Origin of the sequence: Lysinibacillus sp. UBA5990 (genome assembly GCF_002429815.1) — a bacterium.
Lineage (GTDB): Bacteria > Bacillota > Bacilli > Bacillales_A > Planococcaceae > Lysinibacillus > Lysinibacillus fusiformis.
Genome location: NZ_DJAY01000011.1, coordinates 657,260 through 669,487 on the forward strand (window position 1 = coordinate 657,260; position 12,228 = coordinate 669,487).

Below are 12,228 nucleotides of genomic sequence, written 5' to 3' on the forward strand. Positions count from 1 at the left end.
TTAAAAATATCAATATATTGAGGTGATGAGAATGCCTTTAACACATATAAAAATTGCGAAAGATTTACAAGAGCTAACATTGCATGGATCGAAAGAATTTCCAGTTGCCTTGTATGAAACAACAATGAGCATGGATAGTATGGATTTTCTACCGCTCCATTGGCATAAAGAAATTCAATTTGTTTATCTCAAAAGTGGACGTGCTAAGTATCGGATAGGAACGAATGTTTTAGTTTTGGAGGAGGGGGAGGGGCTATTCATCAACGCCTCACAATTACATGAGGCGAAGCCTTTTCAAATGGAGCAGGCTATTGTTTACTGTATAAACGTAGATCCTATAATCATCGGTGGACATGAGGGCAGTATTTTTATAACTAATTATGTTCAACCTTATTTAACGAATCATCGACTGCCATACGTCAAGCTTACAAAGGAGTTATCACAAAAGGTGGCATGTATGGCTGATATATTGCGAGAGCAAGATGCCTTTTTTCAACTAAAAGTATGGAGAGAGCTACTATACATTTGGGAATTGATGTTAACCCAATCCTTGCTGACTGAAGAAATCATGGACCCCTCTATCATTGTGCAACAAGAACGGGCTAAAATGATGCTGAATTTTTTACATACGCACTTTCAGCAAAAAATAACTTTAGAAGATTTAGCAAAGCACGTGTATTTAAGTAGGACAGAGTGCAGCCGTTATTTTAAGAAAATAATTGGACTAACACCATTTACTTATTTATTACAATATCGACTTCGCAAAAGTATTGAATTATTGAGGGATGACGAGCAAACTGTCACGATCATTGCTGCCAATACAGGCTTTAGTACAGTCAGCTATTATATTGAGAAGTTTAAAGAATATACAGGCTATTCACCACATGTTTATCGCAAGAAATTCCTGCAAAATATTAAATTGTGAAAAAATCTTGAACGTAAATGGAAAAAATATGATTATTTATGCCTGCAATCTATACATGATTCACCATTTACAATAAAGTGAAATTAATAGTATGTAGGGGGCGTTAGAATGATGGTTTTAAGGAAAAAGCAGCATATTTGGCTAGCCTTTTTATTCATCGTGTTAGTCAGCAATTATACGCTTTATAATACGGGGCTTGGTTCTTCCATCTTGCCAATTGAAACAAATGGAGTTGTCCTAGGTTCCCTTATTGATTTAGTAGTCATCATACCTGTATTATGGATGCTTTATAAAGGGAAGTTTTCATTAAAGCGAGCCATATTATTAGCCGCAGTTGGCTGTATTGCCGCACGTTTTATCATTCCGCTAGAGCATCTTCAGCCCTTTGTGGCAGTCACGTGGGCAGGCTTTGCCATTGAAGGCATAATGATCGTGTTAGAAATTTTACTCATTGCTACACTTGTAGGCTATCTACCAAGAGTGCTTGCCGAAGTACGTGCCAGTTCATTACCCGATTTATTTTCATTTTCAAAAGCTGTGGAAAAACAAATACCACAGCATTCTGTCATTCAAATGATTTGTTCGGATTTACTTGTCCTTTATTATGGGTTTGCTAGCTGGAAGCGACAAGAACGACTCGGTTTCACTTTGCATAAAAATTCTAGCTATATCGCTTTTCAACTGATGATTATCCACGGTATTGTGATTGAAACAATTGGCATTCACTGGTGGCTACATGAGAAGTCCATGATCCTTTCCATTGTTTTGCTCATTTTTAATGTGTATTCAGTGATCTTTTTTATCGCAGATATGCAGGCGATTCGATTAAATCCTGTATACGTAACAGACGAAACAATATATATTTCGCTAGGTTTAATGAAGCGTACAGAAATAGACTTTAATAAAATTGAAGAGATCATAGAGGATAAGGTACTATTAGAAGGAAAATTATCAAAGGATACGATAGATTTCGTGGCACGTGATTTTGGTGAAGCTTATCCGCACGTTATTTTAAAAATGAAAGAGCCAGTGGAAGTGACCTTTATGTTAGGCATTAAAAAAAGCTATCATCAAGTAGCGATTAAAGTTGACCAGTCACAAGAATTTAAACAATTGCTTCAACTAAGAATGTCAAAGCATTTTGCCTAAATATATATAGCCAACGTTTTGAATAAAAACGTTGGCTTTTTTTATTTAATCAAGGTCTGCGATTGCATGTAAAATGTCATCACGGATGGCTTCCCAAAATTGCAGTTGAACCGAGTCACAATACGTATAAAGCTCTTTATGCTGAATATGATCGTATAGAGCGGCAATGTCTTCTTGATGGAAGGATAGTCGATGATTTAGATTCGCTCGTTCTTCCTCCAGACAAAATAATTTATAGATGTCAGCTAGGCGCTCCAGTTTGGCTAGTTTTTTTGTCATCGCTTCATATTGTTTTTGATGAAACCGTCCTACTGCAGAGGTCATCGAAATTTTTGCACGATGTTCCGCTTGAAGACTACGACACTCCTCCTGACGAATAGCTACACGATACCAAAATTCATAGCGAGTCGGTAATTCTTTTAGTTCATAGGTAAGCAATGATTTTAAAATTGTATGCACTTGCTCATATGTATCAATGCTTTTCTCTGCGTCTTTAAAAATCCCAAACATACAACCACCCCCATATAGTGTAATACTACACAACTCGATAAAACTCCTTTCATTTAAGAAGTATCTCCTACTTTATTTTATGAAAAAGCGTATTCAGTTAGTGCATTCTTTGAAAGGTCTAAATTTTCAAGAAGCTATGACAAGATTTTGCTATTTTTGTGCAAGTTTCTGAGAAATTAAAGAATAGGCATTTACAAAAAGAAATTAAATGTGTTAACTTTTAAATTGTATTAGGTTAACTTAATGAGAGGGGGTGGTTAACAATGCAACATTTTTGGGTTGTCGGTACTGATACAGATGTTGGTAAAACGATTGTCACCACGCTGTTGATGTGTCAATTGCAAAGGCTGGGGCTGAACATTACACCTTTCAAGCCTGTGCAAACAGGAGAGGTATACGACAATTTGCATAGCTATTATGCAGATACAGCTATGTATGAAAAGTATTCCTTGCAAGCATTAAATAAAGAGCATATGAATGGCTATTCGTTTAAGGAGGCCGCATCTCCTCATTTTGCTGCTCAACTGGAGGGACAGCAAATTGATGTAGAAAATCTTTTACAGCGTATGCAATTCTTACAAGAATCCTACGATGTCGTTATTGCCGAGGGAGCAGGGGGATTATTTGTGCCTTTAGATGTTCAACAAAGCAAAACACTGCTTGATGTCATTGTTAGCAGCAAATTGCCAGTAGTGCTCGTTACAAGGACATCACTTGGGACAATCAATCACACCTTGTTAACGATGGAGGCATTGCAATCACGCCAGATTGACGTTCTTGGCATTGTTTTTAATGGTGACACGGGCAGTATGATGGAACAGGACAATATAAATACGATTTTACAGTATCACCCTTTGCCCTATGCGGTTATTCCACGTCTTCAGGACATTTCACAGCTAGTGAATATTAACATTACACACACAACTTTATTTGAAAGGCTTTATGGAAATGGTACGAGAAATAACTGAATTACAAGCTAGAGATTTACAGCATATTTGGCATCCGTGCTCGCAAATGAAAGATTATGAAGCATTTCCGCCAATTGTCATAAAAAAAGGACAAGGTGTGTGGCTTTATGATGAGCATGATAAACACTATTTGGACGCTGTTTCCTCATGGTGGGTAAATTTATTTGGACATGCCAACCCGCGTATTAGTCGAGCCTTAAGTCATCAAGCCTTTACATTGGAGCATACGATTTTTGCTAATTTTACACATGAACCGGCTATTCGATTAGCTGAAAAATTAGTCGCTTTAGCACCACCTGGTTTACATAAAGTATTTCTTGCGGATAACGGCTCTTCTGCCGTTGAAGTGGCATTGAAGATGAGCTTTCAATACCATATGCAAACTGGAAAACAAACAAAAACTAGGTTTCTAGCGTTTACAGATGCGTACCATGGTGAAACCGTTGGTGCATTATCTGTAGGGGGGGTAGGACTTTACAATGAAGTATTTGAGCCACTTTTATTGGATACTGTACGTGCCCAGGGGCCGGATTGTTTCCGTTGCCCGTTTCAGAAATTACCAGAAAGCTGTGACGCATCATGTAGTCAGTTTGTAGAAGAACAGCTCAAGATGCATCATGAGGAAATCACGGCTGTTATTATAGAACCACTTATTCAGGCAGCAGCAGGAATGAAAATGTATCCACCTATTTATTTAAAAAGGCTACGAGCATTATGCTCACAATATGATGTTCATTTAATTGCTGATGAAATTGCTGTTGGATTCGGTCGTACAGGGACAATGTTTGCCTGTGAGCAGGCGAGTATCTCACCTGATTTTATGTGTTTATCCAAAGGCATAACAGGCGGCTATTTACCATTATCTGCTGTCCTAACAAATGATGAAGTTTATAACGCATTTTATGATGAATATGGAACAATGAAAGCATTTTTACATTCTCATAGCTATTCTGGCAATACATTGGCATGTCGTGTGGCGTTGGAAGTATTAACAATATTTGAAGAAGAGCAAATAATGGACATGATTCAACGCAAGGGGCAACAAATGCGAGAGCTAGCAATGGCAGCATTTGGTGATATGCCATATGTGGGTGAATACCGACAAGTTGGTTTAGTGGGGGCTATAGAACTTGTTGTAGACCGTCAGACGAAAGAGCCATTTGCTAGTGAAGAACGAATTGGTTACCAAATTTATCAACAAGCGTTAGTAAAAGGACTACTCATACGACCTCTTGGCAATATTGTATATTTTATGCCACCTTACATCATTTCAAATGAAGAAATGACTTTTATGATTAATACAACGAAAGAAACAATTGAACAATTTTTCAAAGATAGGGGGAATGAAGTTGATTAAACGTCATTCCACATTAGCGTTAGTCATGATTGCTATGTTCGCTGCCTTAACGGCGATAGGGGCGTTTATTAAAATTCCTTTACCGATTGTCCCATTTACTTTACAAATTGTTTTCGTCTTTTTAGCAGGTTGTTTACTAGGTAGCCACAACGGGCTTTATAGTCAGCTTGTTTATATCGGTGTTGGATTAGTAGGGCTACCTGTTTTTACTCAGGGCGGAGGGATCACTTATGTATTACAACCCACATTTGGCTATCTTATTGGCTTTGTTCTTGCCTCGTATGTAATTGGAATGATCGTAGAGAGAATTGAGAAGCCAACGAAAAAGCATTTTATTGGGGCGACCATTTTGGGGCTTTTCATTGTATATGCTGTAGCTGTTCCGTATTTATATATAGCTTTAAACTTCTGGTTAGATATGAAAACAAGCTGGTCACATGTTTTTGTTGTTGGCTTTGTAAGCAGTATCATTGCTGACTTTGGCTTAGCTATTACAGCCGGCTTATTAGCAGAGAAATTGTATAAAGTATTTCAGTCAGCTAGAAGAGTAAGTATTTCTCAAGGGGAAGGGGAGACGATGATATGAATTTTTTACAGGTAGCACAGGAAGTAATCGGTGGCAAAATCATTAGCAATGAGGAGGCACTTGCTATTTTAAATAGTAAGGATGATGAGCTATTACAACTGATGGACGGTGCCTTTGCTATTCGTCGGCATTATTATGGTAAAAAAGTAAAACTGAATATGATTATGAATGCTAAAAGCGGGTACTGCCCAGAGGATTGTGGCTATTGTTCTCAATCCTCTAAATCAACAGCGCCTATTGAAAAATATCCTTTTATTACGAAAGAGGAAATCTTAGCTGGTGCGAAACGAGCATTTGATAATAAGATTGGAACGTATTGCATTGTAGCAAGTGGTCGTGGACCGACACGGAAGGATGTCAATGTCGTAAGTGATGCAGTTGCTGAAATTAAAGAAAAATATGGCTTGAAGGTTTGTGCCTGCCTTGGCTTGCTAAAAGAAGAACAGGCACAGCAATTAAAGGAGGCTGGGGTGGATCGCTATAACCATAATTTGAACACCTCTGAGCGTCACCATTCCTTCATTACGACTTCACATACGTATGAGGATCGTGTCAATACGGTAGAGATCGTTAAAAAACATGGTATCTCCCCTTGTTCGGGCGCCATTATTGGGATGAAGGAAACTAGGGAGGATGTCGTCAATATTGCGCGTGCCCTCCATCATTTAGATGCAGATTCTATTCCTGTTAACTTTTTAAATGCGATTGATGGCACAAAGCTGGAAGGGACAAAGGACTTAAATCCACGCTATTGTTTAAAGGTTTTAGCATTATTCCGTTATATCAATCCAACAAAGGAAATTCGAATTTCCGGTGGACGTGAAATCAATCTCGGCTCTCTACAGCCACTGGGCCTCTATGCGGCGAATAGTATATTCGTCGGGGATTATTTAACAACTGCTGGTCAGGAAGCAAATAGTGATTATCGTATGTTGGAGGATTTAGGCTTTGAGATTGAATTAACACAAAAGCAAGAAGCAGCATTTTGTTAGGGTTTTAGAAATGAAATCTACTACTACAGAAAACCGTACATTCGCTACGGTTTTTTGCTTAAGTATGGATAGAATTGTAATAAGGATGGATAAATAGAAAGAAGCTACGGATAAAAGCCGAAATGCAATGGATATAGAGCGAAAAGTGACGGATAATCCTAACATTCCAAACCGGTTATATACCTAAAAAATAAAGAAATTCACAAATTGTTCAATGTAAGCGGTTTGAAATTGAACAGTTTGTGAAGACCTTCACATAAAGCTTTCTTTTTCAAAAATTCAGCGTAAAATAAGAATCAAGTAAGGAATTGTTGTAAAACAGTTGACGAATAGTCTCACAAGTTTTAGTAATTGTTATAGTACAAAAAATAAGAGAAGGGAGCTTTTTACATGTGGGTTATTACAGTATTTGATAAAAAGGATGTTCGAATTTTTGAGTATGCAAACAAAAATGAGGCAACAGAAGCTTTGGCGAAATTCAAAAAAAATGCGGTTTTAACATATACAAAATAAAAGTTCTTTTACTACAGCCCTCGACAGTTGAGGGCTGTTTTTTTAATGAACAACAATTGAAAATGCGCTATAAACAAGTAATAAAGCCATGATGATATTAAATAATTGTCGATGCTGTTGCAATACTTTTTGAAAAACGGACCCACATAATGCCCAACTAAATGTACTAATGATCCCAACGAAGCCTAAAAAGATTGCGAAAAGTAGATAGCTTATATAGGAAGAATTATAAGGAAGGATGTAAGTGGCAACAACGGTAATCCCAAATAGTATTCCTTTTGGATTGATAAATTGTAAGAAAGTTCCTACAAAAAATAAGTTCCGTTTTTCTTCTACCTCATTGCTTTCTTCCTGCTCGTTGCTTGTTACAATTTTAAAGGCTAAGTATAGCATATAGCAGACACCAAAAATGGTTAAGGGCAATTTAATGATCGGTAAAATATTTAGCATGACTATGTTGAAAAAGCTGCTTAGAGCAATAATGATAAAAAAACCAATCCCTACACCTAAACAGAAGGGCAAAGTTTTTGATAAGCCATGCTGTTTAGCAAATACCATCGCCATAAAGTTGTTAGGGCCAGGAGTGAAGCTTGTAATCGTGATAAAAACTAAAAAGGAAAATACAGGCAAGGATCATCACCACTTTCAATTTGTATGTTATAATGTCCGAAACAGACATTATAACGTTGTTTGTTTTATTGTACACAACGTGCGTTATGTTGTATATAAGGAGATTAAATATGGATGATATTCAACTGATTTTTGCTCGAAATTTAAAGGCTATTCGTGAGAGAGAGAAATTAAGCCTAGAGAAGGTATCGCAATTAAGTGGCGTAAGTAAAGCCATGATCGGACAAATTGAAAGAGGGGAATCGAGCCCCACATTAACTACTATTTGGAAAATAGCTAATGGGTTAAAAGTTTCCTTCACAGAGCTTATTCATCAACCGCAGGCAGAGACAGAGCTCATCTTAGGCAAGGACATTCATGCATTAGAGGAAGATAACGGGAAATATATCGTCTATCCTCATTTTCCTTTTCAAAAGGATAGCCGCTTTGAAATTTATAGTATCGAGATAAAGGAAAATGGGACATTACACGCTGAGGCGCATAGAGAAGAAACGGAGGAATATCTAACTGTTTTTGATGGGGAATTAATTATTCGAATACAAGATAAGGACTATCGATTAGCAAGCGGTGATGCAATCCGTTTTAAAGCTGATCGCCCCCACACATATATCAACCCCGGGGAGACTTTAACACGTCTCAGCATGACCATATACTATCCACATTAATAAACCGTATAAACGCCTTCAAAGCGTTTATACGGTTTCATTTTTTACAGTATACTTGCTAAACGTTTGATACCCTCGCGGATTACTTCAGGTGTTGCATTTGTATAGTTTAATCGCATTGTATTCACGTTTGTTTTGGATGTATAGAATGGATCACCAGGCACGAAGGCAACCTTTTGTTCCATCGCTTTATGGAATACATCAAGGGCTGGCGTACCATCTTTCATTGTCGCCCAAATGAACATGCCTCCCTCTGGTCGTGTGTACTCGACATGTGCAGGGAAAAACTCTTGCATCGCATCCAGCATCGCTTCTGATTGATTTTTATATAGGCTAATTATTTTATTAACATGCTCCGTGTAATCATTACTTGCTAAATAATCATAGATAACATATTGCGAGAAAATATTCGTATGAAGATCAGAAGCTTGCTTAGCTGTTTCGATATGCTGTAATAGCTCTTTATTTTTTGTAATGATAAACCCTAGGCGCATACCAGGTGTGACCGTCTTAGAGAAAGAACCTAGTAAAATACTATTTTCTAATTTACCAGCGCCGATATAAGGAAGAGGCTCGCCCTGGAAACGGAGCTCCCCATAAGGATCATCCTCAATTAAAGCAACATCGTATTTGGCAACCAATTCGTAAATTTGCTCACGCTTTTCTTTCGAGTATGTTAGACCCGTTGGATTTTGGAAGTTTGGAACTGTGTAAATAAATTTTACATTTGGTTGTTGTAGAGCTTGCTCTAATTCTTCCAGATTAAGACCATCGTTTTCTAGTGTTACCCCATGGAAGGTTGGTTCAGCTAATGTAAAGGCTTGGATAGCCCCTAAATAACCAGGCTCTTCGATAATGATGCCATCGCCCTTATTAATAAGCACTTTACCAATTAATTCAAGTGCTTGCTGTGAACCTGTTGTAATAAAGACGTCGTCAGCATGTATATCAAGTCCGTGTAAACGTTGATACTTCGCTGCAATGTACTCACGTAATGGTGCGTAACCTTGTGTTGAAGAATACTGAAAAAGGCGGCTACCGTTTTTTGTAATAGCTTGATCTACTGATGCTCTTAACGCATCAATTGGGAAAGAAATTGGGTTTGGAAGCCCACCAGCAAAGGAAATGACATCCTCTGCATCGGTCACTTTCAAAATATTTCGAATAAATGAGGATGGAGTATTTAAGATTCTTTCAGAATATTGCATAATAATCGGTCCTTTTTTTCTGATTTTTTAAAAATTATATCATTGTCATCGGTTGCATACAATATTATCATTGTATGCAAGACAATTAAACTATTGTATGCAAATTAATAGAAAGAAGGCGCTTTGCGAATGCCTATTAATTCATTTGATGCGTATCCTATGAGTTGGAAGCCAGATATTAGTAGTAGCACGGCTCCATTATATATAGCCATTGCACAACAGCTAGAGGAAGACATTAAAGAAGGAAAGCTAACGCCAGGAACAAAATTGCCACCACAACGCGAATTAGCTGATTTTTTAGATGTGAATTTAAGCACGATTACACGTGCATTTAAGCTCTGTGGACAAAAGGGATTAATATATGCCTCTATTGGTAGTGGCACATTTGTTTCAACGGATGCAGCTAGCAATAAAATTTTATTACCAACAAACCGGACGACACCGATCATTGAAATGGGCTCCGTACTACCAGACAACTTTGTCAATGAGGACATTACTCGCTATATGAAAAAAATGGTAAGCGAACCTAGCTTTCATAAACTATTTCAATATGGACGACCTGAGGGTAATGCGTGGCAAAATGAGGCCGTGCTAAAGCTCTTCGAATTGGTGAATTTTCAAACAGGTCAGCCCATTTTGCTTGGAGCGGGCGGACAAAATGCCATTGTCGGAACACTTGCGGCATTATTCCAGCCAGGGGATCGAATTGGGACAGATCCCATTACTTACGCTGGGATGAAAACTGCGGCAAATATGCTAGGTATACAGCTTGTCGCTATTCAACAATGCCAGGGTGAAATGACAAAAGAAGGACTGTTGTATGCTTGTAAAAATGAACATATTAAAGGTATCTATGTTATCCCTGATTTTCATAATCCAACTACACATACGATGTCGGTAGAAACAAGAAAAATGATCGCAGAAGTAGCTAGACAGAAAAATTTGATTGTTATTGAGGATGCAATTTATAGCTTCCTTAAGGAAAAACCATACGCTCCAATTGCTTCCTATGCACCTGATAAAGTGATCTATATTGCTAGTCTGTCGAAAACGATCTCACCAGGATTACGACTATCTTTTATCGTCACACCTCCTGCACTTCGAAAGAAAATGATAGAGACTCTCTATAATATCAATATATCAGTCTCTCCAATTATGCTAGAGCTTGCAGCAAGATTGATACATGAAGGGGTAGCGCAAACGATATTGGAAAAACATCGAGCATATGCAAAACAGCAAAATGCACTTGTTAATCATTACTTAGCAGAGTATGAAATTCTTGGTGATGAGGAATGTATTTTCAGATGGCTCCTATTGCCAGACAAATTCACAGGCGTACAATTTGAATTGCTGGCCTCGAAAGCCGGTGTACAGGTCTATGCTGCGGAACGCTTTGCGGTCGGCAATGCAAAGCCAGTGAATGCTGTGCGTATGGCTATTGCAGCTCCAGAGTATCAGCTGGAGCAAGCATTAATAATTTTAAAGGATATTCTCGAAAGTAATGGTGACTATGTATTTGTTGATTAATAATCTTTAAGTCATAGGAAGAGGTGCAGAGATCTTAATGAAGAGTGCGTGATTCTTAGATGGGCAAGTCTATTGCAATTATAGGAAACTAAAATTTTGTAAGAGCGCTAGCCATTACTATCCATGAAGAAAAACATAAAAGTCCGTAGACAAACTTTTAAAATATTAAGTTTGTCTACGGACTCGATTATGTACTTACAGCCAACCTTTAAAATCTAGCCTATAATAATATTCATGAATTGTCATGTTCCCTGTAAAAGTGTTTACTTTCCCAGTAAACGTAAACCCATAAGATGTATATAATTTTTTCGCAATGTTCATATATAAGAAACTTATTCAAACCTCATCATTATAAAGGGACATAGGATGCATATTTGAAGAATACACAGATTCCGCTAAAGATACAGCATTACTACATATAAATTCTTCATACCAATGTAAGTTGCCATTTTTATTACTTGTTAACTCACAAACCTCCAAATAATTTTTTCAGTGATTTCTCTAATTGAAATTACCATGATAACTCCTTCTATATTAAAATTTGTTTAGTTGAGACAAAAATATATTTTGTCAGTATTCATACATATCTCTTTTAATGTTTTAAAAAATAGGAGGAGTAACAGAAAATAATACAACTGCCACTGTATTAGAATTATTTTCCCATTTATGCTTCAAATTTGCGGGTATTTTCACACTATCACCAACTTCTAAACGATATTCTTCCTCACCCAAATAAATTTTTATGCTTCCTTCTATAATAACTGCTATTTCCTCGCCTCTATGATCCAAAAGTTTCTCTGATGAAGACGTATAGGGGGGAACGGTCATAATGGCTGACGCCAAATTACCTGTGAAATCGGGTGATAATAACTCATAGGACAAGTTATCTATAATCATTTTCTTACGTTTATTGGATCTTACTACTAAAGCCTCGGTGTTTGTTTCTTCCATAAAAAAGCTAAATGTTGGAACATCTAAAGTTTTTGCTAAGACTTTTAATGTTTGAATGGATGGATTCGCTAGACCCCGTTCAATTTGGCTTAACATGGAAGGGGTAATGCCAGCTAAAGCTGCTAATTCTCTATTGGTCAAATCCTTCATTTTTCGGTATTTCTCAACTTTCTTCCCAATATCAAAATTCTCCATTTTGAAACTCCTATCGTATGAATTAAAAATTATTTAACGTTATTAAATTTTA

At 37.3% G+C, this 12,228-nt stretch carries 13 protein-coding genes; 9 read left to right on the forward strand and 4 right to left on the reverse strand.

Features of this window, described 5'->3' with window-relative positions; translation table 11 throughout:
* Positions 1 to 31 precede the first annotated feature (31 nt).
* Together B3D94_RS10710 and B3D94_RS10715 are read left to right on the forward strand one after the other, a co-directional pair.
* A complete protein-coding gene (locus B3D94_RS10710; protein ID WP_258269009.1) occupies positions 32 to 925 on the forward strand; it encodes an AraC family transcriptional regulator in 894 nt (297 codons plus the stop codon).
* A 108-nt stretch (positions 926 to 1,033) separates the two neighbouring features.
* Entirely contained in the window at positions 1,034 to 2,074 is a 1,041-nt protein-coding gene (locus tag B3D94_RS10715) for a beta-carotene 15,15'-monooxygenase (protein WP_291757282.1), read from the forward strand.
* Between the two features lie 45 nt (positions 2,075 to 2,119).
* Here B3D94_RS10715 and B3D94_RS10720 read toward each other — a convergent pair whose 3' ends face one another.
* Positions 2,120 to 2,584, reverse strand: a complete 465-nt coding sequence (locus tag B3D94_RS10720; protein WP_193832509.1) for a hypothetical protein — start codon at positions 2,582 to 2,584, stop codon at positions 2,120 to 2,122.
* A gap of 263 nt (positions 2,585 to 2,847) precedes the next feature.
* Between B3D94_RS10720 and bioD the strand changes: the two genes are divergently transcribed.
* From bioD to B3D94_RS10745, 5 genes are all read left to right on the forward strand, one after another.
* Positions 2,848 to 3,552, forward strand: a complete 705-nt coding sequence (gene bioD, locus B3D94_RS10725) for a dethiobiotin synthase (RefSeq protein ID WP_258269011.1) — start codon at positions 2,848 to 2,850, stop codon at positions 3,550 to 3,552.
* Positions 3,533 to 4,909: an adenosylmethionine--8-amino-7-oxononanoate transaminase gene (bioA, locus tag B3D94_RS10730; RefSeq protein ID WP_069481895.1), complete on the forward strand. Its 1,377-nt coding sequence runs from the start codon at positions 3,533 to 3,535 to the stop codon at positions 4,907 to 4,909. The genes bioD and bioA overlap by 20 nt, the downstream gene beginning before the upstream one ends.
* Positions 4,902 to 5,495, forward strand: coding sequence for a biotin transporter BioY (locus B3D94_RS10735; protein ID WP_069481894.1), 594 nt, complete (start codon positions 4,902 to 4,904; stop codon positions 5,493 to 5,495). The genes bioA and B3D94_RS10735 overlap by 8 nt, the downstream gene beginning before the upstream one ends.
* A complete protein-coding gene (bioB, locus tag B3D94_RS10740; protein ID WP_069481893.1) occupies positions 5,492 to 6,487 on the forward strand; it encodes a biotin synthase BioB in 996 nt (331 codons plus the stop codon). Before B3D94_RS10735 ends, bioB begins: the two co-directional genes overlap by 4 nt.
* Positions 6,488 to 6,877: 390 nt before the next feature.
* Positions 6,878 to 7,000 carry a hypothetical protein gene (locus B3D94_RS10745; protein WP_008178200.1) on the forward strand — a complete coding sequence of 41 codons (123 nt, stop codon included), beginning with the start codon at positions 6,878 to 6,880 and terminating at the stop codon, positions 6,998 to 7,000.
* A gap of 42 nt (positions 7,001 to 7,042) precedes the next feature.
* On the opposite strand, the gene B3D94_RS10750 is transcribed toward B3D94_RS10745, so the two are convergent.
* The gene (locus B3D94_RS10750; RefSeq protein ID WP_069481892.1) at positions 7,043 to 7,630 is read right to left on the reverse strand and encodes a LysE family transporter; all 588 of its coding nucleotides are present in this window, start codon (positions 7,628 to 7,630) and stop codon (positions 7,043 to 7,045) included.
* Positions 7,631 to 7,740: 110 nt separating this feature from the next.
* Between B3D94_RS10750 and B3D94_RS10755 the strand changes: the two genes are divergently transcribed.
* Positions 7,741 to 8,295, forward strand: a complete 555-nt coding sequence (locus tag B3D94_RS10755) for a helix-turn-helix domain-containing protein (RefSeq protein WP_069481891.1) — start codon at positions 7,741 to 7,743, stop codon at positions 8,293 to 8,295.
* A 44-nt stretch (positions 8,296 to 8,339) separates the two neighbouring features.
* Here B3D94_RS10755 and B3D94_RS10760 read toward each other — a convergent pair whose 3' ends face one another.
* Complete coding sequence (locus tag B3D94_RS10760) at positions 8,340 to 9,503, reverse strand: PLP-dependent aminotransferase family protein (RefSeq protein WP_069481890.1); 1,164 nt, start codon at positions 9,501 to 9,503, stop codon at positions 8,340 to 8,342.
* 129 nt (positions 9,504 to 9,632) lie between these two features.
* Between B3D94_RS10760 and B3D94_RS10765 the strand changes: the two genes are divergently transcribed.
* Positions 9,633 to 11,030 (forward strand): PLP-dependent aminotransferase family protein, encoded by a 1,398-nt coding sequence (locus B3D94_RS10765; RefSeq protein WP_069481889.1) that lies wholly within the window; start codon positions 9,633 to 9,635, stop codon positions 11,028 to 11,030.
* 600 nt (positions 11,031 to 11,630) lie between these two features.
* On the opposite strand, the gene B3D94_RS10770 is transcribed toward B3D94_RS10765, so the two are convergent.
* Entirely contained in the window at positions 11,631 to 12,176 is a 546-nt protein-coding gene (locus B3D94_RS10770) for a helix-turn-helix domain-containing protein (RefSeq protein ID WP_069481888.1), read from the reverse strand.
* Between the last annotated feature and the right edge of the window lie 52 nt (positions 12,177 to 12,228).